This is a genomic window from Microbacterium endophyticum (assembly GCF_011047135.1).
Taxonomy (GTDB): domain Bacteria; phylum Actinomycetota; class Actinomycetes; order Actinomycetales; family Microbacteriaceae; genus Microbacterium; species Microbacterium endophyticum.
Map to the genome: position 1 here is coordinate 17,635 of NZ_CP049255.1, position 24,302 is coordinate 41,936.

The 24,302-nt window shown below is 59.6% G+C and carries 20 protein-coding genes and 4 tRNA genes; 13 read left to right on the plus strand and 11 right to left on the minus strand.

What is annotated here, in order from left to right; all coding sequences use genetic code 11:
- Nucleotides 1-82: 82 nt before the first annotated feature.
- Together acnA and dxs are read left to right on the plus strand one after the other, a co-directional pair.
- Entirely contained in the window at nt 83-2,911 is a 2,829-nt protein-coding gene (gene acnA, locus G6N83_RS00095) for an aconitate hydratase AcnA (RefSeq protein ID WP_165138103.1), read from the plus strand.
- 163 nt (nt 2,912-3,074) lie between these two features.
- Entirely contained in the window at nt 3,075-5,036 is a 1,962-nt protein-coding gene (gene dxs, locus G6N83_RS00100; protein ID WP_165138105.1) for a 1-deoxy-D-xylulose-5-phosphate synthase, read from the plus strand.
- Between the two features lie 59 nt (nt 5,037-5,095).
- Here the strand turns inward: dxs and G6N83_RS00105 are convergent, their stop codons facing one another.
- The 4 genes from G6N83_RS00105 to G6N83_RS00120 all read right to left on the minus strand — a co-directional run bounded on the left by G6N83_RS00105 (nt 5,096) and on the right by G6N83_RS00120 (nt 10,304).
- Nucleotides 5,096-7,240, minus strand: a complete 2,145-nt coding sequence (locus tag G6N83_RS00105; RefSeq protein WP_165142981.1) for a 3-hydroxyacyl-CoA dehydrogenase NAD-binding domain-containing protein — start codon at nt 7,238-7,240, stop codon at nt 5,096-5,098.
- An 11-nt stretch (nt 7,241-7,251) separates the two neighbouring features.
- Nucleotides 7,252-8,457 carry a thiolase family protein gene (locus G6N83_RS00110; RefSeq protein ID WP_165138107.1) on the minus strand — a complete coding sequence of 402 codons (1,206 nt, stop codon included), beginning with the start codon at nt 8,455-8,457 and terminating at the stop codon, nt 7,252-7,254.
- A gap of 73 nt (nt 8,458-8,530) precedes the next feature.
- On the minus strand, nt 8,531-9,727 hold the full coding sequence (locus tag G6N83_RS00115; protein WP_165138117.1) for a ribonuclease D: 1,197 nt from the start codon (nt 9,725-9,727) through the stop codon (nt 8,531-8,533).
- Nucleotides 9,720-10,304, minus strand: coding sequence for a DUF3000 domain-containing protein (locus tag G6N83_RS00120; protein WP_165138119.1), 585 nt, complete (start codon nt 10,302-10,304; stop codon nt 9,720-9,722). The genes G6N83_RS00115 and G6N83_RS00120 overlap by 8 nt, the downstream gene beginning before the upstream one ends.
- Nucleotides 10,305-10,329: 25 nt before the next feature.
- On the opposite strand from G6N83_RS00120, the gene G6N83_RS00125 reads away from it, so the two are divergent.
- Nucleotides 10,330-11,553, plus strand: coding sequence for an alpha/beta hydrolase family protein (locus G6N83_RS00125; RefSeq protein WP_165138121.1), 1,224 nt, complete (start codon nt 10,330-10,332; stop codon nt 11,551-11,553).
- Here G6N83_RS00125 and G6N83_RS00130 read toward each other — a convergent pair.
- From G6N83_RS00130 to G6N83_RS00140, 3 genes are read right to left on the minus strand one after another with little or no spacing between them, the layout of a single operon-like run.
- On the minus strand, nt 11,522-12,256 hold the full coding sequence (locus tag G6N83_RS00130; RefSeq protein WP_165138123.1) for a dihydrofolate reductase family protein: 735 nt from the start codon (nt 12,254-12,256) through the stop codon (nt 11,522-11,524). The two genes, G6N83_RS00125 and G6N83_RS00130, sit on opposite strands and share 32 nt — an antisense overlap.
- Before the next feature lie 7 nt (nt 12,257-12,263).
- Nucleotides 12,264-12,701, minus strand: a complete 438-nt coding sequence (locus G6N83_RS00135; protein ID WP_165138125.1) for a SufE family protein — start codon at nt 12,699-12,701, stop codon at nt 12,264-12,266.
- Between the two features lie 20 nt (nt 12,702-12,721).
- The gene (locus G6N83_RS00140; RefSeq protein ID WP_165138127.1) at nt 12,722-13,624 is read right to left on the minus strand and encodes a sulfurtransferase; all 903 of its coding nucleotides are present in this window, start codon (nt 13,622-13,624) and stop codon (nt 12,722-12,724) included.
- Nucleotides 13,625-13,764: 140 nt separating this feature from the next.
- Between G6N83_RS00140 and zapE the strand changes: the two genes are divergently transcribed.
- The 3 genes from zapE to G6N83_RS00155 all read left to right on the plus strand — a co-directional run bounded on the left by zapE (nt 13,765) and on the right by G6N83_RS00155 (nt 16,817).
- Nucleotides 13,765-14,802: a cell division protein ZapE gene (gene zapE, locus G6N83_RS00145; RefSeq protein WP_165138129.1), complete on the plus strand. Its 1,038-nt coding sequence runs from the start codon at nt 13,765-13,767 to the stop codon at nt 14,800-14,802.
- 196 nt (nt 14,803-14,998) lie between these two features.
- On the plus strand, nt 14,999-16,219 hold the full coding sequence (locus G6N83_RS00150; protein WP_165138131.1) for an ammonium transporter: 1,221 nt from the start codon (nt 14,999-15,001) through the stop codon (nt 16,217-16,219).
- An 85-nt stretch (nt 16,220-16,304) separates the two neighbouring features.
- Entirely contained in the window at nt 16,305-16,817 is a 513-nt protein-coding gene (locus G6N83_RS00155) for a type II toxin-antitoxin system PemK/MazF family toxin (protein ID WP_165138133.1), read from the plus strand.
- A gap of 4 nt (nt 16,818-16,821) precedes the next feature.
- Here the strand turns inward: G6N83_RS00155 and G6N83_RS00160 are convergent, their stop codons facing one another.
- The gene (locus G6N83_RS00160) at nt 16,822-17,469 is read right to left on the minus strand and encodes a YoaK family protein (protein WP_165138135.1); all 648 of its coding nucleotides are present in this window, start codon (nt 17,467-17,469) and stop codon (nt 16,822-16,824) included.
- Nucleotides 17,470-17,533: 64 nt separating this feature from the next.
- Nucleotides 17,534-17,606: transfer RNA gene (locus G6N83_RS00165), tRNA-Val, on the minus strand.
- A 150-nt stretch (nt 17,607-17,756) separates the two neighbouring features.
- On the opposite strand from G6N83_RS00165, the gene G6N83_RS00170 reads away from it, so the two are divergent.
- The 3 genes from G6N83_RS00170 (at nt 17,757) to G6N83_RS00180 (ending at nt 18,064) form a co-directional block, all read left to right on the plus strand.
- Nucleotides 17,757-17,828 (plus strand) — tRNA-Gly (locus tag G6N83_RS00170).
- A 68-nt stretch (nt 17,829-17,896) separates the two neighbouring features.
- A tRNA-Cys gene (locus G6N83_RS00175) sits at nt 17,897-17,967 on the plus strand.
- 25 nt (nt 17,968-17,992) lie between these two features.
- Nucleotides 17,993-18,064: transfer RNA gene (locus G6N83_RS00180), tRNA-Val, on the plus strand.
- A gap of 32 nt (nt 18,065-18,096) precedes the next feature.
- On the opposite strand, the gene G6N83_RS00185 is transcribed toward G6N83_RS00180, so the two are convergent.
- A complete protein-coding gene (locus tag G6N83_RS00185; protein ID WP_241246232.1) occupies nt 18,097-19,293 on the minus strand; it encodes an SLC13 family permease in 1,197 nt (398 codons plus the stop codon).
- A gap of 23 nt (nt 19,294-19,316) precedes the next feature.
- On the opposite strand from G6N83_RS00185, the gene thrS reads away from it, so the two are divergent.
- Nucleotides 19,317-21,329, plus strand: a complete 2,013-nt coding sequence (thrS, locus tag G6N83_RS00190) for a threonine--tRNA ligase (RefSeq protein WP_165138137.1) — start codon at nt 19,317-19,319, stop codon at nt 21,327-21,329.
- Between the two features lie 44 nt (nt 21,330-21,373).
- Nucleotides 21,374-21,880, plus strand: coding sequence for an HIT family protein (locus G6N83_RS00195; RefSeq protein WP_165142985.1), 507 nt, complete (start codon nt 21,374-21,376; stop codon nt 21,878-21,880).
- A gap of 4 nt (nt 21,881-21,884) precedes the next feature.
- On the opposite strand, the gene pdxY is transcribed toward G6N83_RS00195, so the two are convergent.
- Nucleotides 21,885-22,736: a pyridoxal kinase PdxY gene (gene pdxY, locus G6N83_RS00200; RefSeq protein ID WP_165138139.1), complete on the minus strand. Its 852-nt coding sequence runs from the start codon at nt 22,734-22,736 to the stop codon at nt 21,885-21,887.
- A 74-nt stretch (nt 22,737-22,810) separates the two neighbouring features.
- Here pdxY and pdxS point away from each other — a divergent pair, with 74 nt between their 5' ends.
- Together pdxS and pdxT are read left to right on the plus strand one after the other, a co-directional pair.
- Nucleotides 22,811-23,719, plus strand: a complete 909-nt coding sequence (gene pdxS / locus G6N83_RS00205) for a pyridoxal 5'-phosphate synthase lyase subunit PdxS (RefSeq protein WP_165138141.1) — start codon at nt 22,811-22,813, stop codon at nt 23,717-23,719.
- The gene (gene pdxT, locus G6N83_RS00210) at nt 23,709-24,302 is read left to right on the plus strand and encodes a pyridoxal 5'-phosphate synthase glutaminase subunit PdxT (RefSeq protein ID WP_183408476.1); all 594 of its coding nucleotides are present in this window, start codon (nt 23,709-23,711) and stop codon (nt 24,300-24,302) included. Before pdxS ends, pdxT begins: the two co-directional genes overlap by 11 nt.

Genomic DNA, 24,302 nt, shown 5'->3' on the forward strand with positions numbered 1-24,302 from the left:
TGCTAGCACCACGATCCAGGGGCAGGGATGATGTACTTCAGGCCCTCTTTATGAGCCTCTTGGCCGACGAAGGAGACGAACAGTGTCCACTGTTGACAGCTTCGGTGCAAAAAGCACCCTGACGGTCGGCAGCACCGACTACGAGATCTTCCGCATCGATAAGGTGCCGGGCTACGAAAAGCTTCCTTTCAGCCTCAAGGTGTTGCTGGAAAACTTGCTTCGCACCGAAGATGGGGCGAACGTCACGAAGGCGCAGATTGAAGCTCTGGGGTCTTGGGATGCAGGGGCCGAACCAGACACGGAGATTCAGTTTTCTCCGGCACGTGTCGTCATGCAGGACTTCACCGGCGTTCCCTGCATCGTAGACCTCGCGACCATGCGCGAGGCCGTCGCTGAACTCGGCGGCGACCCGACGAAGATCAACCCCCTCTCGCCAGCTGAAATGGTCATCGACCACTCGGTGATCGCGGATCTCTTCGGTAGCGAAAACGCACTTGAGCGAAACGTCGAGATCGAATACCAGCGCAATGGTGAGCGCTATCAGTTCTTGCGTTGGGGCCAGACAGCATTCGACGACTTCAAGGTTGTTCCTCCCGGAACCGGCATCGTGCACCAGGTCAACATCGAGCACCTGGCGAAGGTGACCTACGACCGCGAGGTCGGGGGAGTGCTTCGCGCATACCCCGACACGTGCGTTGGTACCGATTCACACACGACCATGGTCAACGGGCTCGGCGTTCTGGGCTGGGGCGTCGGTGGCATCGAGGCCGAAGCAGCAATGCTCGGCCAGCCAGTTTCGATGCTGATTCCTCGCGTTGTCGGCTTCAAGCTCACCGGTTCAATTCCCGCGGGCGTTACCGCGACTGACGTGGTGCTCACGATCACCGACATGCTGCGTCAACATGGTGTCGTCGGAAAGTTCGTCGAGTTCTATGGCGAGGGAGTGGCATCCGTTCCCCTCGCAAACCGTGCAACCATCGGCAACATGAGCCCGGAGTTCGGTTCCACGGCGGCGATGTTCCCAATCGACTCCGTGACTGTCGATTACCTTCGCTTGACCGGCCGGAGCGAGCAGACACTTGCTCTAGTCGAGGCATATGCGAAGCAGCAGTCGCTATGGCACAACTCGGACCACGAGCCCACCTTCAGCGAATATATGGAGCTGGACCTCTCCACGGTGGTTCCATCGATTGCCGGACCGAAGCGTCCACAGGACCGCATCGAGCTTTCCCGCTCGAAGGAGCAGTTTGAGAGCGACCTGCAGAATTACGCTCAGGTGGAGCAGGATCTCGTAGATCTCGAGGGATCGGAGTCTTTCCCCGCATCGGACCCGCCCGGAAACAGCCCCGAAGATACCGGCAACACTCACGACTATCACTCACATTCGCACGCACCGGAGTCGGTCTCGAAGCCGACGAGCGTGACCCTCGCCGATGGTCAGTCGTTCACGCTCGACCATGGTGCGGTCACAATCGCTGCCATCACCTCGTGCACCAACACGTCCAACCCCTCGGTGATGCTCGCTGCCGGACTGCTCGCGCGCAACGCAGTGAAGAAGGGCTTGAAGGCGAAGCCCTGGGTCAAGACGACCCTCGCTCCCGGCTCAAAGGTGGTCACCGACTACTACGAGAAAGCCGGCCTCACAAAGGACCTCGAAGACCTTGGTTTCTTCACAGTCGGCTACGGCTGCACGACGTGTATCGGTAACTCCGGTCCGCTGATCGAAGAGGTCTCGGCGGCGATCAACGACAATGATCTCGCAGTGACTGCAGTGCTCTCGGGCAACCGAAACTTCGAGGGACGCATCAACCCCGACGTCAAGATGAACTATCTCGCGAGCCCGCCGCTCGTGATCGCATATTCGCTTGCCGGCTCGATGAACTTCGACTTCGAGGCTGACCCGCTCGGTACTGATTCAGACGGCAACGACGTTTTCTTGGCCGACATCTGGCCGGACGCCGCAGAAGTTCAAGCGACGATTGACTCATCCATCAACAAAGAGATGTTCGACACGCAGTACGCGAGCGTCTTCGAGGGTGACGATCGGTGGAAGAACCTCCCGACACCGACCGGCAATGTGTTCGAGTGGGATGCCGAGTCGACGTATGTGCGGAAGCCTCCGTACTTCGATGGCATGACCATGGAACTCACGCCAGTCAGCGACATCACAGGTGCGCGCGTCATGGCAACGCTGCTCGATTCGGTCACGACCGACCACATCAGCCCCGCGGGAAACATCAAAGTGGACAGTCCTGCTGGGCACTATCTGGCGGAGCACGGCGTCGAGCGTAAGGACTTCAACTCGTACGGTTCGCGTCGCGGTAATCACGAGGTCATGATCCGCGGTACGTTCGCGAACATTCGGCTGAAGAACCAGCTCGTTCGCTCGGTGAACGATGGCGCGGAAGTTGAGGGTGGGTACACGCGTGACTTCACCCAGGCCGGCGGCCCCCAGTCATTCATCTACGACGCCAGCCAGCACTACCAGGAGCAGGGCACACCGCTCGTCATCTTCGGAGGCAAAGAGTATGGTTCCGGGTCCTCTCGCGACTGGGCCGCTAAAGGTACAAGCCTTCTCGGTGTCAAGGCAGTCATCACCGAAAGCTTTGAACGTATCCACCGATCGAACCTCATCGGTATGGGAGTAGTGCCCCTGCAGTTCCCCGCCGGTGAATCATGGGCATCGCTCGGACTCGACGGCACTGAGATCGTCTCGATCGCGGGGCTCGAACAGCTCAATGAAGGTACGACGCCGAAGACAGTTAAGGTCACGGCTACTCCGAGTGAGTTCTCGGATGCAGGTAAGGCCACCGTGGAGTTTGATGCGATCGTTCGCATCGATACGCCCGGTGAGGCCGATTATTACCGCAACGGCGGCATTTTGCAGTACGTACTTCGCTCGCTCGTCTGAGCGGTAACGCGGAGGGCTTCACGGGCATTGTTCCGTGAAGCCCTCCGCTGTTTTTTGAGCCAAGCTCTTTGCCCCCAAGCCAGGCAGTTCTACGCCCACTAGACTCGCCACAAGGCCATAACGCACTTTCGGCCAAGGGCCGTTAGCAAGCGAAAGGACACGTATGGCGATTCTTCCTACGATCCGCAGTCCCCGCGATCTCGACTATCTTTCCGAGCCCCAACTCATTGAGCTCGCGCAAGAGATCCGTGAGTTCTTGATTGAAAACGTCGCGCGGACAGGTGGTCACCTCGGGCCGAATCTCGGCGTCGTTGAATTGACGATAGCGATGCATCGCGTTTTCGATTCACCGAAAGACCCGATGATTTTTGACACCGGCCACCAGTCGTATGTACACAAGATGCTTACTGGCCGCCAGGACTTTTCGAACCTACGCACACGCGAAGGTCTCGCGGGGTACCCGCAGCGGTCAGAGAGTATCCACGATGTTGTGGAGTCCTCGCACGCTTCGAGCTCACTGAGTTGGGCCGACGGAATTTCTCGAGCGCTATCGCGGACGGGCCGGCGCGATCGGCACGTTATCGCTATGGTCGGCGACGGCGCGCTCACCGGGGGAATGACCTGGGAAGCGCTGAACAACATTTCCGATGACAACGACCGCAACCTCGTCATTATCGTTAACGACAACGGTCGGTCTTACGCCCCTACGATCGGCGGAATGGCTCGGTATCTCAACCGCGTGCGGACCGCCGACACGTATCGCGAATTGCGGCACCGTTCCGACACGATGTCGCGGCGACTCGGGCCGGCTGGACGCGCGCTTTACCGCGGCCTCCGCGGCGGAATGCACGGATTTCTCTCCCGATTCACGAATAACGAAGCACTGTACTCGAACCTGGACATCAAGTACCTCGGGCCAGTCGATGGGCATGATCTACCAGGAATGATCGAAACCCTGCGCCTCGCGAAAGACTACGGCGCACCGGTGATTGTGCACGCGATTACCGAGAAGGGCCGCGGCTACGAACCTGCAAGAAACGACGAAGCCGATCAATTCCATGCTGTCGGACGCATCGACCCCGTCACTGGCGAAGCGATCGGCGGCGGCGGCGGTAGCTCCTGGACCGACGTATTCGCGGCGGAACTCCCTGAAATTGCCGCGGAACGTGATGACGTTATTGCCATTACAGCAGCGATGCTTCGACCCACGGGCCTCCAACTATTCGCGGAAAGATATCCGGACCGCGTGCTCGACGTCGGCATCGCGGAGCAGCACGCTGTCACGTCAGCGGCAGGACTAGCCTTTGGTGGTCTGCATCCTGTAGTGGCGCTCTATGCGACATTTATCAACCGCGCGTTTGACCAGGTGCTAATGGATGTTGCGTTGCACCGCGCCGGAGTGACTTTCGTTCTCGATCGTGCCGGAGTGACGGGTCCAGACGGTCCGAGTCATCACGGGATCTGGGACCTCGCGATGCTCCAGATCGTTCCAGGCATCCGAATTGCCGTGCCACGGGATGCTGCGCGCGTTCGTGAAGAATTGCGCGAAGCAGTGGAAGTGAACGATGCGCCCACGGTGCTGCGGTTTCCCAAAGGCAGCGTTGGCGAGGAAATTCCTGCCATTGAGCGTCTGGAAGATGGCGTCGATGTCTTGGCCCGAAGCAAGACTAGGGACGTCCTTGTCATCGGTATCGGCCCGATGGCTCACGTAGCCGTCGACGTCGCCCGGCGGCTAGAAGCCCAGGGTATCGGCGCGACTGTCGTTGACCCGCGGTGGGTGATTCCAGTTCAACCCTCGTTGGTAGAACTGTCCGCGCAGCATCGCCTCGTCATCACTATCGAAGACGGCATCCGGGTGGGAGGCATAGGTACCCGCATCAGACAGGTTCTCCGAGAGGCGGGGGTCGACACGGCCGTTGACGAGTTGGGAGTCCCAGACGAGTTCATCGCGCACGCGAGCCGCGAACAGATCTTGGATGACGCCGGCCTCACTGCTGCCAAGATCGCTCAAGACGTTGTAGCGCAGGTACTAGGGACTCGAATTCCGGTGGCGCGCCAAACAAATGAGACGGCGCCGATTTGGATGGCCGACGAAGCGAAGTCCAACGCTAGAGACGACGCTTAACGTCAAAAGAATGGGGGTGGCCGCAGAGTAACTTCTGCTGCCACCCCCTTCTAATTTTATTAGGAGCTGAACCCGACAATGGGAGGGTGATGGAATGTATCTGAGAAAACACGCTCCGACGCGCCCTCCCTGTCGAGGTAGGGCGATGCACCACCGTCGATGAAGGGCCACGCGGCGCCCAGAATCAGGCAAAGATCAATGTCTTCTACCTCCGGCACGACGCCCTCATCAAGCATGGTTTTGATCTCACGCGCGAGGCCATCCTGCACGCGAGAGAGGATTTCTTCCGCTGTCGCAGGAGTCGTACCCACGTTGCCCTTCAAGACCTTCTCAGCGGGTTTGGTCCACCCCGTGACTTTGCCATTCTTGTCTTTTTCGACAACGCGCTCGAGGGCCGCCAACTCGTGGAGGTTTTCGGACGAGAAGAATCGGTCGGGGAATGCTGATGCCATCGTGTCCTGCACGTGCGCTGCCACTTTCCACCCCACGAGGTCGATGAGCTGGAACGGCGTCATCGGCAGTCCCAGCGGGCCGAACGCTTTCTCAACTGTCAACAATGGTGTGCCCTCGTAAACGGCACGAGCGGCCTCTCCCATGACCTTCGCAAGCAATCTATTGACAACGAACCCGGGAGCATCCGCGGTCAACACGGCGTTTTTACCCAATCCGCGAGCCACGACGAACGCAGTCGACAGGGCGGCGTCATTCGCGAGCGGGGTGTTGACGATCTCGATCAATGGCATGACTGCGACCGGATTGAAGAAGTGGAATCCGACGAGACGTTCGGGGTGTTCTAACTTGGAGCCGATCTCTTCCACCGACAGCGACGAAGTGTTCGTTGCCAAAATCGCGTCAGGCGCGATGATTCGTTCGATCTCTCCGAAGACCGCCTGTTTGACGCCCACCTCTTCGAAAACCGCCTCGATAACGAAGTCACAATCGGCGTATTCGCTTTTGTCTGTGGTGCCTCGAACCAGGTCGCGCAATCGATTGGCGGTGTCGCCGTCGAGTCGACCCTTTTGCTCGAGCTTGGAAATCTCGCCATGTATCGACTCAACCCCCTTGTCGACGCGGGATTGGTCGAGATCAGTGATGAGGACCGGCACCTGAAGCTTGCGGACGAAAAGCAGCGCAAATTGGCTTGCCATGAGGCCTGCTCCGATAATGCCAACTTTTGACACCTTCTTTGCCAGGGACTTGTCCGGTGCACCCACAGGTCGCTTGGCCCGCTTCTGGACTAGGTCGAAAGCGTACATAGACGCCGCGAACTGGTCTCCGGATATCAGATCCGCAAGTGCTTCATCCTCGCGCGCGAATCCTTCATCCGGAGTCCCGCTTTTTGCTGCATCGAGTAAATCGAGCGCAACATAGGGGGAGCGAGGGACAGTGCCGATGCGACTCTCGAGCATAGTTCGCGCCATCTTGATGGCAATCGGCCATTTCGTGATCCGCTCGAACTTCCCGGGCACGTTCTTGCGGTTGACCTTGGTCGCGCCTGTTAATACAGCGTCGGCCCAACGGAGAGAGTCTTCGAGGTAGTTCGCTGCCGGAAAAATAGCGTCCACGATCCCAAGCTCGTACGCGGCAGCGGGCTTCAGCGTTCGGTTCTGCTTCAGTGGGTTGGAGACGACCACATCGAGAGCTTTCTCGATACCAATCAAATTCGGAAGCAAGTAGGCGCCTCCCCAACCGGGGATAATTCCAAGGAACACCTCTGGGAGCGCAATCGCCGCAGCTGAGGCGTCGACTGTTCGGTACGTCGCATGGAGCGCGATCTCGAGACCGCCGCCGAGAGCAAGACCATTGACGAAGACGAAACTCGGAACGCCGAGCGTGCTCAGCTTGGACAGTACCTGGTGACCGCGTTGCGCAACAAGGCGGGCATTCTCTTTCGAACCGACCCGCGAGATGTCGCTGAGATCCGCACCGGCAGCAAGGATGTACTGCTTTCCCGTGATCGCAACAGCATCAATCTCGCCAGCAGCGGCCCGGGTCTTCATCTCGTCGAGCCTCTCGCCCAACTCGGCGAGAGTCGCGGGACCAAGGGTATTTGGACGTGTGTGATCTCGGCCATTATCGAGCGTGATGAGAGCAAGCTTTCGTCCCGATGCCAGTGTCACATCACGGGATATTGAATGCGTGACTACTTCGCCCTCCGTCAGAGCATTGAGAGGAGTGAAGTCGATGTCGTCGTAGGTCATCATTGCGTTGCTTCTCACTTCTTCTTCTTGCCGTCAAAGAACGGGTTTTCCCAGATGACCGAACCGCCCTGACCAAGGCCCACGCACATGGCAGTGAGGCCGTAGCGAACATCGGGGCGTTCTGCGAACTGGGCAGCGAGCTGAATCATCAGGCGCACCCCGGAAGCCGCGAGCGGATGCCCCACCGCAATTGCGCCTCCCCACTGATTCACTCGGGGATCGTCGTCGGCGATGCCAAAGTGATCGAGGAACGAGATGACCTGTACCGCGAAGGCCTCATTCAGCTCGAACAGCCCAATGTCGGAAATTGAGAGTCCGGCCTTCTTCAGCGCTTTCTCTGTCGAGGGAATGGGGCCAATGCCCATGATCTCGGGTTGAACTCCGGCGAAGGCGAACGAGACGAGCTTCATCTTGGGTGTCAGAGATAGCTCTTTTACGGCCTGGCCCCCCGCAAGTAGTCCCATCGTGGCGCCGTCAGTGAGTGGTGACGCGGTGCCCGCGGTCACACGACCGTGCGGACGAAACGGCGTTTTCAGCGTCGCAAGTCCCGCGAGAGTCGTTTCTGGCCGTCGCCCCTCATCCTCGGTCGCAAGCCCCCAAGCTCCGTCTGCGTCTTTCGTTGCTACTGAAACCAGGTCGGGCTGGATCTTGCCTGCGTCGTATGCGGCTTGCGCCTTCTGCTGGCTGAGCATTCCGAAAGTGTCAGTGCGCGCCTTCGTCAAGTGCGGGAAGCGGTCGTGGATGCGTTCCGCTGTTACTCCCATGTTGAGCGCGCCAGGGTCGACCATCCGCTCCGCGACGAACCGCGGGTTCGGGTCAGCGTTGGCGCCAATGGGATGACGCCCCATGTGCTCGACGCCACCGGCGAGAGCTATGTCATACATACCGATGCCAATAGACCCGGCCATCGTCGTCACGCTCGTCATCGCACCCGCACACATGCGGTCAATCGCGAAACCTGGAACTGTCATAGGAAGTCCAGCGAGAATCGCGGCTGATCGCCCGAGCGTCAGGCCCTGATCGCCAGTCTGGCTCGTCGCAGCGATCGCTACATCATCCACGCGCTCGGGCGATACGCCCGGATTTCGCTCCATCACGCCAATGATCGTCTTAACGACGAGGTCATCGGCCCGGGTGTTCCAATACATGCCCTTCTCGCCGGCGCGTCCAAACGGTGTTCTCATGCCATCGACGAAAAAGACGTCTGCAATGTGGGCCACTCTGCCTCCAACTTTCGGGAATGAAACCAGCCTAGAGAGCGGGAGTGAGCCCCAAGAATCGCTTGGGTTGAACCTACGAAGAGCTCTCCGGCGTGGGCTCAGCGCTTTGCACGGAATCCACAAAGGCTGAAGCGATCACCTGTGCGGTTTGGGCAATTTGCCATTGACGCGCGTGTGCTGCTGCGAGTGCCTCAGCGATGGATTCCTTGTTTAATGGTTCCGGAGGCGACCACGCTAGCCGTCGGAGCGTGTCAGGGGTTAACAAATTTTCGGTCGGCATCCCTAGCGCCTCGGCGAGTTCTTCGATCTTCGGCCGAACGTTCTTTAGCCGCGCGTCTGCCGCGGGGTTCCGATCCACCCACGCACGAGGGGGAGGCAGCGTATCACTCTGGATACGTTCGGGTGGAAGGATTTCTGCCGATCTCCCGCGCTCGATGGCATCCCACCAGCGGTCAAGTTGGGTGCGACTCGCGCGGCCGGTGAAGTCCTTCAGAGCTCCGAGCTCCCGCTTGGTCTTCGGATTGGCTCGAATGGCAGCCACAAGAGCCCGATCCGGGACCAACCTGCCTGGGGAGACATCTTCGGCACGCGCAAAGTCCTCGCGAGCTGTCCAGAGCTCTCGCGCTATAGCAAGCGATTGACGCCCTCGGACGGTGTGAAGGCCGCTGAGCCGTCGCCAGGGATCTTCACGCGGCGGTTTCGGAAGACGCGCGAGAACCGCGGCGAACTCCTCAGCTGCGATGTCCGACTTCTGTTGGTCCTGGAGTTCCTGATCGAGCGCATCCCGAACATCGATCAGGTGGGCGACGTCCAAAGCTGCGTATTCGAGCCAGCTTTGGGGGAGAGGTCTCGTCGACCAATCAGCAGCCGAATGTGCCTTGGCAAGAGATATTCCGAGCGTCGACTCCACGACGGCACCGAGTCCCACACGTTCGTGTCCCAGGAGGCGCGCAGCAAGTTCGGTGTCGAAAATAGTTGCAGGCGAGAGGTCGAGCTCGCGCAGAGAGGGAAGATCTTGGCTCGCGGCGTGTAGAACCCATTCGACGTCGCCGATAGCCTCCTGCAGCAGAGTGAAGTCGCCGATCGGCGGCGGATCAAACAGGAAGAGACCAGCATCTCTGCGGAACACCTGAACGAGATACGCGCGCTGTGAGTACCGAAACCCCGAGGCGCGCTCAACATCGACAGCCACGGGGCCGTGGCCCGCGGCGAGTGAAGCCGCTGCCGCTGCGAAATCCTCCTGGCGATCAATGACTTCGTACTCAGTCATCCTGTCGCGCTCCTGCACTAATCACCTGGATTCCTTCCGAGCCGGGCGGCAACCCAGCGAGCATGCACACAAGTTCTGCCCACGCCTCAACGTGTACAGCGAGCGATCCCGTGGGAGTCCACGAAGCTCGCAATTCTATCTGTGCTCCGTCACCTTCGTCGGCGAGGTGACCGAAGCCTTTCGACAAAGTCTTGGTGGCCGTGCCTGAGGCGGAGCTATATTCCGCAGCACGAGAGTCCAGTGCGTCCATTAGCCACGACCAGGCGACGTCCGTGACGAGTGGGTCGATTCCGATATCTGGCTCGAGAGGGGCTTGCGCGAAACAAACTACTCGCCACGAACCCTCCCAAGCATCGGGCGATTCTGGATCGTGCAGCAGGATGAAGCGTCCGGTTCCATACGGTGAATCCTCGGAATGCTCCTCAGGTCTCACATCACCCGCAAGCGCGATTGCGAAGGGAGCAAGACCGGAAGGCGCCGGAATTTCTCGCACGACGAAGTCATCGCGAAAGCTGATTTCACGGATTTCAGCTTCGGCGCGCTCGAATGTCGCGGAGAGAAGACGGGGGTCGGCCACGGCGACAGACTAGGATGAACCGACGATGATGCCTTCCAGGCGCGCCGGGTCGCGCAACGCCTCTCCTGCCCTCAAAGCTGGCCTAAAGACCGCTCTTGTCGTTCTCAGCGGCGCTTTCGCTGTCGTGATGGGCGCGCTCGGAGTCGTCTCTGCGCACGTCGCCCGACTAGTGGTCACGCCGGCCGCTCGACGAGCCGATCTCAAAGTGCTCACTCTCGACACCAGCGCCCAAACGATCACTCTCTCGCGGACGCTCGACACCTCACTACCCGGCCGTTATGGCCTTTTCACCGTCGGCACCGAGCAGTACGTGAAAATCGGCACAGTTCTTGCCGAAGATGAAAAGACAGTCACGAGGAAGCTGCTGACGCACATCGGCCCCCACTCCAGGCTTGCACCCGATGCTGCGTTCAGCGGCTGGTACTTCGACCGGCCAGAGCAGCTTCATCTGCCATATGTTTCTGAGCTCATCGGATCCGCTGTCGGTCCATGCCCAGCGTGGCTCTTTCCGGCGCAGGAACCGTCGGATACGTGGTGCATCCAAGTTCATGGGCGCGGAACGACTCGTGCCGAATGTCTGCGCGCCGTACCTCTCTTTCACTCGCTAGGAATCAACACGCTCGTCGTTTCGTACCGCAACGACGGCGAGGCGCCGCGCAGCCGTACTGGTACCTACGCGCTAGGTGCCACAGAGTGGCGGGATGTCGACGCGGCTGTTGGCTTTGCGCGCCGGCGTGGCGCGCAGCGGATCATCCTGATGGGATGGTCGATGGGGGGAGCAATTGCTCTGCAACTGGCCCTCAGCTCGGCCCACCGCGACCGTATTGCGGGGATCATCCTTGACTCGCCGGTGATCGACTGGCGAGTGGTTCTGGACTACCAGGCTGCACAACTCGGGCTGCCACGGGTTGTCCGCGACCTCGCCATCCAAACCCTCAGCTCGGAGTGGGGAACCATGATCACGAGGACCGGTGCTCCGATTCCGTTTGACCGGCTTGATGTGGTGTCCCGCGCTGATCACTTGCAGCATCCGATCCTCATTCTTCACAGCGACGATGACGGATTCGTGCCTTCAGATGCGTCCCACGATCTTGCCACTGCACGACCAGATCTTGTCGAGATGAATGTTTTCGACACTGCCCGGCATACGAAACTCTGGAACTACGACTCACAGCGGTGGGAACGAACGATCCGTGCTTGGATTCAAGAACGAGACGTCATACAACCACGCGCAGACGAAGGTAATTGAATCCGGCACTGTCAGCGAGATGCCCCGCGACCTCTGTGCGAGGTCTGAATGCACGTTCGATGGTGAGAAACGGCGCATTGGCGGGCTCCAAAAGCGGCGCTACCGTGACGCAGTATTCGTCGATCACCCCCGCCTGAACAAATTGGGAAGCCAGCGAAGGGCCGCCTTCGCACACGACGCGGTGAAGTGCTCGTTCAGCCAACGCATCGATGATGTCCTGCGGCGCAATCCGGCCGTCGGCTCCGCTCGCCAAAGCGACTATCTCGACAGGGTGGCTACCCAACTGGCGGCGCACCTCTTCGGCGCGTTCTTTCGCGCACACAATCAGCACCTGTCTGATTGACTCTTCATCATCCAGTCGTAGCTGATGTCCGGTCAGATTTCCCGATGAAGTGACAACGGCAAGCCGCGCGGTTCGCGGCACTATGTAGCCTTCCGCTCGCACGCTCTGTGCGCCGACGACAACGACATCAGCGTCACTCCTCACGACACCGAGAATCATTCGATCGACGGGATTCGTCAGCGTGTCACTGGTCCCGTCGGTACCCGCAGCTGAGCCCGTCAGGCTGGTAATCATGTTGAGGCGAACATACGTCGCGTCAGTTCGGGCGTACTGACGCGTAATGAGATCGCGACACTCGGATGCATCGAGATCCACATCGACGGATGTGCTGTATTCGGTGGCTATCTGGGTCAGACGCATAGCACATTCACTTCATCGATTTTGCGCGGACCTGGCGCTTTGCTCGAAGCAGCATTCCCGTCATCCCTGAGATGCGAAGCGGCGACACCACTTTCGTCAGTCCGATCGATTGCGGGTAGTCCTCTGGTATCGCTAAGACTTCTGTCACGGTGAGACCGGAAAGTCCCTGAACCAGGATGCTGGCAAAACCTCGCGTCGTCGGAGCTTCCTGGGGTGCTGTGGCGTACATGCGCACAGTATCTCCATCAACCTCGATCGCGATAAAGACGGGGGACTGGCATTCGGCGACCCGCTCGTAGAGCTCCGGATGGTCGGCATACTCGGCAGGCGCGGCTGGAAGTTCTTGGGAAAACTCAAGCAGCAGCTGTAGCCGCTCGGCTTCGGGTAGATCGAGAAAATCATCGCGAATTTCAGCGAGTGAGTCGGGAAGAAGATTTTCAGTCATGTTGTATACGTCCTCTCGTATCAACGCGCGTTCGGTACGGCGCCGGGCTCACTTCCCACAGCGATCGGTACCCGTACCGCGCTTCCCCATTCAGTCCATGATCCGTCGTAGTTTCGGACATCGGCTAGACCGAGCAGGTGAGCGAGGACAAACCACGTGTGGCTGGAGCGCTCGCCGATCCGGCAGTAAGCGATCACAGAGTCTTCACGCTCGATCCCGGTTTCGCTCAAGTAGATATCTTCAAGCTCAGCGCGCTGCTTGAAACGCCCATCTTCGGCGACGGCGCGAGCCCAGGGCACGCTTTTGGCCGACGGGATGTGTCCAGCGCGCAATGCGCCCTCCTCGGGGTACGCCGGAGCAGACGTACGCTCTCCGCTGTATTCCTCGGGGGAACGTACATCGATGAGGGGAGAACCAAGATGCGCGAGAACATCGTCTTTGTATGCACGCAGCACGCTGTCGTCACGCTCAACCACTGGGTATGAGGTGTATTCACGGGAGGCGCGTTCGGTAGTGAAGGGGCGCTCCTCCCGAATCCAAGCGTCACGGCCGCCGTCGAGCAGTCGAACATCTTCGTGCCCGAACAAAGAGAACACCCATAGCGCATACGCCGCCCACCAATTGTTCTTGTCTCCATAAATCACGATCGTGTCGTCGCGCCGGATTCCCTTTCGAGAAAGCAGGTCGGAGAAACCCACCCCATCGAGATAGTCGCGAACGACCGGATCATTCAGCTCCGTGTGCCAATCGACTTTGATAGCACCGGGGATATGCCCCGTTTCGTAAAGCAGAACATCTTCGTCTGATTCGACCACAACGAGACCGGGCGCACCCAAGCGCGCCTCCAACCACTCCGTAGACACGAGTCGCCCAGGGTGAGCGAAGTTGGCGAATTTGGGGGAGCTATCGAACTCGACAGTCACAGGTACTCCTTGAGTCAGCGGCTTGCAGGGAAAAGTTTGGGGTGATGCGACGGCTTAGGCTTATATCGCCTCCTCGACTCTATGTACCGCTGGCGCGGAGTGCACCTTGTTTCTCTTCCAGCGACACACAGGATGCCTGCATGAGCTCGCCCACACCCACCGTCGGCCGTATGCGGCTGGCCGACCGTCTTCCGGAACTTTCCGGCGCTGAGATGTTGGCAACGCTTGTGCCGCCACCGCAGTTCGATGGCGCAACCTTCGAAACGTATCGAGTTGACGAGGATTTTCCCTCGCAACAGCAAGCCAAAGACGCCCTGATCGCCTTCAGTGGCGGCAACGCGCCAGCAAAGGCGAGGGGTGGTCTGTTTCGGCGCACACCGAAATCTCCTGACGTGAAACCTGGGGTGTACCTCGATGGCGGGTTCGGCGTCGGCAAAACCCATCTTCTTGCAGCGATCTATCACGCTATGCCTGCACGGCGAAAGTACTTCGGGTCCTTCATCGAATACACCGCGCTCGTAGGAGCCACAGGCTACAAGAACACCGTTGAGCTGTTCCGCGGTGCTGATCTGCTCTGTATAGATGAGTTCGAACTCGACGATCCCGGCGACACGATGGTGATGACTCGATTGCTTGGCGAACTGGTTTCTTCGGGCACGAAGCTCGCAGCTACCTCGAATACGCCGCCCAATGCACTTGGAGAAGGCCGGTTTGCGGCACAGGACTTCCTTCGCGAAATTCACGCGATGGCAGACAACTTCGAGACGATCCGGATCGACGGTGTCGACTTTCGACAGCGCACGCTCGACGGACATGCTCTTGCACTCACCGCTGCTGAGTACGAATCGGCGCTCTCGGATGCCGCAGGCAACGGTGTCGTTTCGGATGACACTTTCGCCGACCTAATTGCGCATCTCGCTCGCGTTCACCCGTCGCGATACATCCGTTTGATCGATTCCGTCGATGTCATCGGACTGCAGGATGTCACTGAGCTCACCGATCAATCCGCAGCACTCAGATTTGTCGCTTTCATCGACCGCGCCTACGACGCGCAAATTCCGCTCCGTGCGACAGGCATCAGCCTCGACCGCGTTTTCAGCGAAGAGATGCGCGCTGGCGGATACCGAAAGAAGTACCTGCGTGCAATCTCACGACTGATTGCCCTCACGCATAGCTGAGAGCAACTAGTGAGCTAGTTCGAGGCGCTCCGAAACACGATGTTTACACAAGAAGGCGTCGCGTTACTTTCTGGAAACACTTCTCGCATCCGACCGGAATTCGCTTTCGCGAAACTAGGGTTCGCCCGACGCACCGCGACCCGACGTGCGGCCGCTATGGGCCAAAGTTACACAACACACATGGATGAGGAATCTCATGGATAGCGGAAATCTCGCCTGGTCCGTCGCTGCGACGGCGCTGGTGCTTTTCATGACGCCCGGTGTGGCCTTCTTTTACGGAGGCCTAGTCAAAGCCAAGAGCGTCGTCAGCATGATGATGATGAGCTTCGGAGCTTTGGGCCTCGTCAGCGTTTTGTGGATCCTTTACGGATTCAACATGAGCGCTGTCGAGAGCACTTGGGCGTTTGCAGGCAACCCCTTCTCAGACTTCGGTCTGACTAACCTCGACGACAACGGCTTGGTCGGTGCCACATTCGGCGCGACCTTCGCCATCATCACCGTTGCGCTGATCTCTGGCGCGATCGCTGACCGCGCAAAGTTCGGTGCGTGGATGATCTTCGCCGGCATTTGGTCGACGGTCGTCTACTTCCCGGTCGCCGCATGGGTCTGGGGCGGTGGCTGGATCATGGGTCTCGGTGAGACCTTCGGATTCTCGACCAGCGTTATTGACTACGCCGGTGGTACCGCAGTTCACATCAACGCTGGTGCCGCGGCGCTCGCGCTTGCCCTGGTGCTCGGAAAGCGCATTGGCTTCCAGAAGGGCATCCAGAAGCCCCACAACGTGCCGCTCGTCATGCTCGGTGCTGCGATCCTGTGGTTCGGCTGGTTCGGCTTCAACGCCGGCGCCGAGGGTACCTTTGGCCTCCTGGGCACGGAAGACTCATCGGTCGGACTCATCATCGTCAACACGCTGGGTGCAACCGCTGCAGCCATCATCGGTTGGTTGATCGTTGAAAAACTCAAGGACGGCAAGGCGACGTCGGTTGGCGCTGCATCCGGTGCTGTTGCCGGTCTGGTTGCCATCACCCCCGCGTGTGCAAACCTGGCGCCCGGTTGGGCACTACTGCTCGGTGTCCTCACCGGTGCCGTTTGTGCTCTCGCTGTTGAGCTCAAGTGGAAGCTCGGCTACGACGACTCTCTCGACGTCGTGGGCATCCACCTCGTCGGTGGCATCATCGGAACCGTCTACCTCGGCTTCTTCGCGACCGAGACCGGCCTGTTCCTCGGCGGCGGTGCAGAGCAGCTGATCCTCCAGGTCATCGCGGCTCTCGGTGTGCTGATCTACTCGTTCGTTGTTGCCTTCATCATCGGCTTCGCGATCGACAAGACGATCGGCTTCCGCATCAAGAACGAAGACGAGCTCGCTGGCGTCGACACTTCGGTGCACGGCGAAGAGGGCTACGCTCTCGCAGAGTAATTCTCGCGTCTGACCAAAAGTCAGACCTCAGGGGCGTCGTGGTTATCCGCGACGCCCCTCTTCTGTGCGCCGGTAGCATTTCGCCATGGCTGTCTTCTCAAAGCTCTCGACCGCTCTGCGCAACCTTTTGGCTCCGCGGCGCACGAATGCGCCGCGCCAAGACAAAGCTCATCCTCGCAACGCCGAGTCGGTCACTCGCGAAGTTGACCCTTCGACGATTCGGGATATACAAATCTCCTACTCACCATTTGCAGACGGACGAGCGGATGCCGGTGAAATTGTTTGGACGTGGGTTCCCTACGAGGAAGATGATGGCCGTGGCAAGGATCGCCCCGTACTCGTTGTTGCGAGAGCGAGCGCGAATCGCGTCTACGCGGTGAAACTCACAAGCCGTTCGCACATCGGCGATCGTAACTATCAGCCAATCGGATCGGGGGCGTGGGATTCACAACGTAGGCCGTCCTGGGTCGACCTCGACCAGATGTATAGCGTGCACGACGACGGGCTCAGACGTGAGGCATCCGCGCTAGAGCCCCAGCGTTTCGCTGACGTCGCAAAATCGCTACAGCGCCGCTACGGCTGGGGTATTGATATGTGAGATGTTAGGCGCCCGATGGCAACTCGGGTTTGGGTGGGATGACGTAGATCGCACCCAGCACAGCAACAATCACCCACAGTGCGATGTTCTGAATCACTGCGAAGCTCAATGCGCCCAGGGCTGCTCCTACGGCGATAGACACCCACATGATGAAGTGACGAACCCACGCGGTGCGACTCCCGCCCCTGGCTGCTGCAACGAGGCCCTGCCCCAGCTTCACGAGAGCGCCTGTCATGTATGTGACGCCGAAAGATATCTCGCCGTCTCGCGTAAAGACGGTATTGAGTGCGCCCATTGCGAGCGCCAGCAGGATGCCGGAAACCCAGCGGAGATCAAACGTCGCGGAAGTCGCCGCGAATGCAACTATCAAGACGACGAAGCCGAGGATTCGCTTTTGGTCACGGACGTGGCCACGCAGGATGAGCGTTCCGGCCATCGCGCCAGCGACGAAGGCGCCGATCAAAGCGAATGCGATTCCGGCAGCTCCCCACGAGCTACCGGCGAGATCGACGCTCGCTCGGGTGGTGTTTCCACTCATGAATGACACGAAATAGCCGCCGAGATAGACAAACGCGAAGCCATCGACGTAGCCCGCGCACAGCGACAAGAGTGAGGCAGAAATCAGGCTTCTACCGCTCAGTTGCCGAACCACGATGCCTCAATTCGATCGCCTCGCTGATCGACGTCAATCCTGCCGAAAATTCAAGAGTGAACTGTGGGCGATACCGGACTCGAACCGATGACCTCTTCCGTGTGAAGGAAGCGCGCTACCAACTGCGCCAATCGCCCATTAGCCCGTGAGGACCAGTAAATGATCCTAGCCGATACCGGTGGTCGGCACCGAATTACACGGGTGTGACACGCGCGGACGCCACGGGTTTTGCGTTGACGGAAACGTCGGCTAAAGTCATTCAAGCGCCGGGAGAGATTCCGGAGCATGCGGATGTAGCGCAGTGGTAGCGCATAACCTTGCCAAGGTTAGGGTCGCGAGTTCGAATCTCGTCATCCGCTCGAGTGCTGGGGATCGCCACACGGAGAAATTCGAAAGACGATCACTAGACGTGGGTCGAACCACATATGGTGGCGTGGCCGAGCGGCTAGGCACCGGCCTGCAAAGCCGTTTACACGGGTTCGAATCCCGTCGCCACCTCGTTCACAACTTAATAGCCTTTTAGGCGCGATTGGCGCAGCGGTAGCGCGCTTCCCTGACACGGAAGAGGTCACTGGTTCGATCCCAGTATCGCGCACAGACAGAAACCCCCGAGAAATCGGGGGTTTCTTACGTTGTAGCGAAGAGCACCAGGGCAGACGCTGCCACCGTCAGCGGCGCGACCACCAGGCCTGTCAGCACGAATGAACGCCAAGTGATCTTGACGTCCATCGCCGATAGGCGCTGGTACCAGAGCAGCGTCGCGAGAGACGCCCAGGGCGTGATGAGCGGCCCCGCGTTGACTCCGATGAGAAGCGCACCGACCCGCGGTGCACTGGTGGCGGCAGGCTCCATCGCGAGGTAAGCGGGCAGGTTGTCAATGAGGTTCGCTGTCGCCGCGGACACGAACGATAACCGCATGAGATCGAGAAGATTCTCACCCTCTCCGGCGATCGCTGCGACGATCTGTGCCGAGCCCAACGCTTCTGCGGCAGCAGTGGCGAGAAAGAGCCCAGACGCGAAGACCAGGAGCGACCAAGGCACAAGAGTCAGGCGAATAACGCCCGGTCGACGCCACAAGAACAACAGGATCAAAATTCCCGCGGCAATCGACGCAGGCACCCACGGGCTGCTCGCCACAACGAGAAACGGCAGCAGCGCCACGACCACAACTGCTGTCAGTCGGAAGAGCAGGATGTCGGCAGGCCGAGTTGCATTCATCGGCGTGAAATGCCCAGCAAGCGATCGTCGGTATTTGATTCCAAGTACCGACGCACTCACGACGATTGCTGCAAGGGATGCCGCTCCCATCAGAGTGAGGAACGACACATCGCCCAACCGGGCCAGCAGGTCGGTTGCTAGAAGATTCGTCAAGTTCGACACCGGCAGCGTCAATGACGCGGTGTTTGCAATGACAACCGTCGCCATCGCGAACGGCAGCACCGGCAATCCATTCGATCGAGCGAGCACGATCACAATCGGTGTCAACAAAACCGCCGTGGTGTCGAGCGACAAGAACGCCGTTGCTACGACGCCAAACATCAGGACGAGAACCCACAACACCCAGATGCGCCCACGGGAGACACGGGCAAGGACCGCTGCAACCGCATCGAAGATGCCGGCGCGTGCGCTGAGTTCGGCAACGACCGTAATTGCGACCACGAAACCGAGGATGGGGAGCACACGGTCGGCAACCACAACTACGTCAGAAGGAAGGAGCACACCGCTCAACATGGCCACACAGCCAGCCGCGAGCAGGAGCACTCCAACAAGGGTGAGTTTCACGGCATCCATCATGCGCCCTTCGTGCGCGATAGGATTTCCCATCGAGCGACTTACAGGAGATTTCCTTGACCGACCCCGTTGTGCCCGCAGATATCGTCTTTCCCACCGACGGTTTCACCCTCTTCCCGGATCGCAACGTCGTTGCCATCCGCATCGATGGGGAGCTGAAAGACCTCGCGACGACGATTGACGCGCAAGACAACGCCGAGGCTGTCACTATCGAGAGTCCGGAAGGTCTCAGCATCCTGCGCCACTCGGCCGCACACGTGCTGGCCCAGGCGGTGCAAAGGATCAACCCGCAGGCAAACTTGGGTATCGGACCCCCCGTGACCGACGGGTTCTACTACGACTTCGGTGTGAACGAAGCCTTCACCCCAGAAGACATCAAGGCCATCGACAAAGAGATGCAGCGCATCGTTCGCGAGAATCAGCATTTCGTGCGTCGAGTGGTCACTGACGACGAGGCACGCGCTGAGCTTGCGGCAGAACCGTTCAAGCTCGAGTTGATCGGCCTCAAGGGTGGCAAGAAAGAAGCCGCCGAGGGCGCGTCCGTCGAAGTTGGGGCGGGCGAACTCACGATTTACGACAACGTCAACCCGAAGACGCGGGAGACGATCTGGAAAGACCTCTGCCGCGGCCCGCACGTCCCCAGCACAAGAATGCTCGGCAACGGGTGGGCGCTGACTCGCATCGCAGGAGCGTACTGGCGGGGGAGCGAAAAGAACCCTCAGCTGCAGCGCATCTACGGTACAGCTTGGCCCTCCAAAGATGAGCTGCGCGCATATCAGGACCGCCTCGCTGAAGCGGCAAAACGCGACCACCGCAAGCTCGGCAAGGAGCTGGATCTGTTCTCGTTCCCCGACGAGATCGGCTCTGGCCTCTCGGTGTGGCACCCCAAGGGCGGCATAGTTCGCCAGGAGATGGAGCAGCACGCACTGCACCGTCACCGCGCTGCTGGTTACACCTACGTGTACACGCCGCACATCGCTAAAGAAGACCTCTTCTTGCAGTCGAACCACCTCGTCACCTACCGGGAGGGAATGTTCCCGCCCATCCGGATGGATGAAGAGCGTGACGAGGCCGGTGAAGTGACAAAGGCCGGGCACGACTACTACCTCAAGCCGATGAATTGCCCGATGCACATCCTGATCTTCAAGGAACGTGCCCGCAGCTATCGTGACCTTCCGATGCGTCTCGCCGAGAACGGCACCGTCTACCGCAACGAGCTCTCAGGAGCCCTTCACGGCCTCACCCGCGTTCGAGGCTTCACTCAAGACGACTCACACCTATTCGTGCGACCCGATCAGCTCGAAGAAGAGACCGCGCGAGTTCTCGATTTCGTGATCTCGATGCTCCGCGACTTCGGGCTGAGCGATTTCGAACTTGAGCTTTCGATGCGGGACGACGAAAAGTCGAAGTGGATCGGAACTGACGAGTTCTGGGAAGACTCGACGAACGCTCTCCGCAAGGTAGCGAAAGCCAGCGGCTTGAAGCTCACCGAAGTCCCGGGCGAAGCTGCGTTCTATGGCCCCAAGATCGACTTGAAAACGAAGGATGCCATCGGCCGCACCTGGCAGCTCTCCACCGTGCAGGTTGACCCTAACCTTCCAGAACGCTTCGAGCTTGAGTACACAGATCGTGACGGGCAGAAGAAGCGCCCGATCATGATTCACCGTGCACTATTTGGCTCAATTGAGCGCTTCTTCGCGATCCTGCTCGAGCACTACGCCGGCGCTTTCCCGGTTTGGCTGAGCCCGGTCCAGGTCATGGGTATTCCGGTAGCCGAAGAATTCGGCGACTACCTCAGCGACATCATCGGACGCCTGCAAATCGAAGGCGTACGCGCGGAGGTCGATCACAGCGATGACCGGATGCAGAAGAAGATCCGCACCCACACGACGCAGAAAGTGCCGCTGCAGTTGATTGCGGGGGAACAGGATCGTGCCGCCGGCACTGTCTCGTTCCGATTCCGCGACGGAACTCAGACGAACGGGGTACCGGTCGACGAAGCAATCTCACGCATCCGTGCGGCGATCGATGGAAAGCTCCTTATCAACACCGCTGAGGACTTTGCGTGACGTCGGAATCTTTCCCCGACGTTCCTGTCGTATCTTCAGCTGATATGGCAGGCGTTCCAGATGAGTTTCAAAGACTCTGGACGCCGCACCGGATGGTCTACATTCAAGCTGGCGCCCAAGCAATGCGCGATGAGTGCCCGTTTTGCGCGGCCCCTGAAAAGGCCGATGAAGAGGGGCTCATTGTTCGCCGTGGTCGCACGGCCTATGTGCTCTTGAATCTTTTTCCTTACAACTCTGGGCACCTGCTGGTGTGCCCGTATCGTCACGTTGCGACGTACGACCAGGCGACGCCGGAAGAAACCGCTGAGATTGCCGCTCTAACGCAGCAAGGAATGCGTGCTTTGCGGCAGGTGTCGCGGTGTGACGGCTTCAACATCGGCATGAACCAGGGGCAGATCGCAGGCGCGGGTGTCGACGAACATCTTCACCAGCACATCGTGCCGCGCTGGGCCTCCGACTCCAACTTCTTCCCGATCATTGCGAAGACCAAAGCGCTGCCTCAACTTCTCGGCGATGTTCGCGAAGCTGTCGCGTCAGCCTGGGAGCACTAGACGCTCAGCGCACTTGTCGGGCAGAGAACTGCATGCGCGGGTGAGCATATGACTCCTGCGCCTCAACGAGCTGCAACTCACGTTCACACGACAGATGCGTGCGTTCCAGCAGGTCGAACACGCTCGATGTGGTGCGCGCGAGCGCATCGGAGGCGTCGCGCGACGAACGATAGTGAGCCGTGAAGAGCGCGGCCGTTACATCGCCGGACCCATTCGCCTTCATCGGCAAAAGCGGAGTTTCCACGATCCAAGCGCCCCGCTCATCGACCGCGAGCATTTCGATCGTGCTGGAATCGCGGTGTGGTTGCTCGACGCTGGTCACCAAAACCGCACTCGGTCCCATCGCGCGAGCGACATCGACGGCGGCCAGCGTCTCCTTGAGAGTTTTCGGTTCCGTTCCGGTGAGATAGCCGAGTTCGAATTGATTTGGAGTGATGATGTCCGCGGCGGGCACGACGCGCTCCCGAAGGAGCTGCGGAATAGCGGGGGCCACGAAGCATCCCGATTTCGCATTTCCCATAACGGGATCGCATGCGTAGATCGCGGTGGGGTTGGCAGCTTTGACCCGAGCCACAGCGTCGATGATGACCTCGCCGATGCCCTCTCCACCCTGATAACCCGACAAGACAACGTCGATCTCGGAGAGCACGCCGCGCTCTTCGATACCGGTGATGACCTCGCGCACGTCATCAGGAGAAATGAGAGGTCCCCGCCAGGAACCGTATCCGGTGTGGTTCGAGAAATTTACTGTGTAGACGGGCAGTACCTCGACACCAATACGCTGCAGGGGAAACACCGCCGCAGAGTTTCCCACGTGGCCGTAAGCGACCGCGGACTGAATCGAGAGAATCTTCATCGGACGATCTTCGCATTTCTCTGCGCGTCATGCGCGGTCGCCTCGCGCCTCACCATCGGAATAGAATCTGACGTATGACGGACAGCACGCCTCAGAGTGAAGCACAGCACGGATCACGACGCGTTAAGCGCGGCCTCGCAGAGATGCTCAAGGGTGGCGTCATCATGGACGTCGTCACCGCAGAGCAAGCAAAGATCGCAGAGGATGCCGGAGCAGTCGCTGTCATGGCGCTCGAGCGCGTTCCCGCCGACATTCGTGCCCAGGGCGGCGTTGCACGCATGAGTGACCCCGACTTGATCGACGAGATCATCGCCACTGTGTCGATCCCGGTCATGGCCAAAGCACGCATCGGTCATTTCGTCGAGGCGCAGGTTTTGCAGCAACTCGGTGTCGACTACATCGATGAGTCAGAGGTGCTCTCGCCGGCTGACTACGTGAACCACATCGATAAATGGGGCTACACGGTTCCGTTCGTGTGCGGCGCGACCAATCTTGGCGAGGCCCTTCGTCGGATCAACGAGGGTGCCGCCATGATCCGGTCCAAGGGCGAGGCCGGGACCGGGGATGTGTCCGAAGCAACGAAACACATCCGAAAGATCACGGGCGAGATCAACACTCTCCGTTCGATGACAAAAGATGAGCTGTACGTCGCTGCCAAGGATCTGCAGGCTCCGTACGAGCTCGTCGCAGAAATTGCGGAGACCGGCAAACTTCCCGTTGTGCTCTTCACCGCCGGGGGAGTGGCGACACCCGCCGACGCCGCCATGATGATGCAGCTCGGTGCAGATGGCGTGTTCGTGGGTTCTGGAATCTTCAAGTCCGGAAATCCCGCGGAGCGCGCCGCCGCCATCGTGAAGGCGACAACCTTCTTCGATGACCCCGCAGTGGTGACCGAAGCCTCCCGCGGCCTCGGTGAAGCCATGGTCGGCATCAACGTCAGTGACCTGGCGGCGCCCCACCGCCTCGCTGAGCGTGGCTGGTAAGCCACGCGTTGGCGTTCTCGCCCTGCAGGGAGATGTTCGTGAGCACGAACTCGTACTGACGAACCTCGGGGCCGATGTGACCCTTGTGCGGCGGCCCGCCGAGCTGTCGTCGGTTTCCGGCCTTGTGCTCCCGGGCGGCGAATCGAGCGTTATCGATAAGCTCGCGCGTCTATTCGGGATGCAGGAACCGATCAAAGCCGCAATTGCCGACGGCATGCCCATGTATGGGACGTGTGCCGGGCTCATCTTGCTTGCGGATCGGATTACCGATGGAATCGCGGGTCAGCAAACGTTCGGCGGGCTCGACGTGACGGTGCGCCGGAACGCTTTCGGGAGTCAAGCAGATTCGTTTGAAACACGCGTCGCAGTACCGGCGCTGGGTACGCCGGATATGCACGCTGTGTTCATTCGCGCTCCGATCGTCGAAGCGTTAGGGCCGCGTGCTGAAGCCCTCGCGTCACTTGAAGATGGACGCGTCGTTGCGGTTCGGCAAGCTCATCTCACGGGAACATCGTTTCACCCGGAGGTGACGGGGGACTACCGCTTTCACGAGTACTTCCTCGATCTCGTGCGTTCGGCATAG